Genomic DNA, 288 nt, shown 5'->3' with positions numbered 1-288 from the left:
GGCTAGCGACAGGCCCGACCGGCTCGGGGTGGCCGCGATCGCGACCGGACCAGGGCTACCCCGCCCGGGCGAACGGGAGCCCGGCGGGACCGCCCGATCAGAGCGTCGGCAGCACCGCGCGCAGGTGGGCGGCGAAGGCGCGGGTCAGCGGCGCGGCGTGCGCCCCGTCCAGGCGGACCGTCAGGCCGACCCGCGGCAGCGCGGGCAGGCCGCTGCCGCGGCTCAGGATGCGCAGGTCGGGCGGGACCGCGGCCCGGGTGAGGACCGCGACCGCCTGGGCGGAGCGCG

The 288-nt window shown here is 81.2% G+C and carries 1 pseudogene; it reads right to left on the bottom strand.

What is annotated here, in order from left to right:
- Positions 1-97: 97 nt before the first annotated feature.
- Positions 98-288, bottom strand: a pseudogene (locus ACLBYB_RS33330) (LysR family transcriptional regulator); the annotation flags it as partial.

This window comes from Methylobacterium sp. D54C (assembly GCF_053345595.1).
The sequence above is the reverse complement of the archived record's forward strand: the minus strand, read 5'-3'. Positions and strand labels throughout refer to the sequence as shown.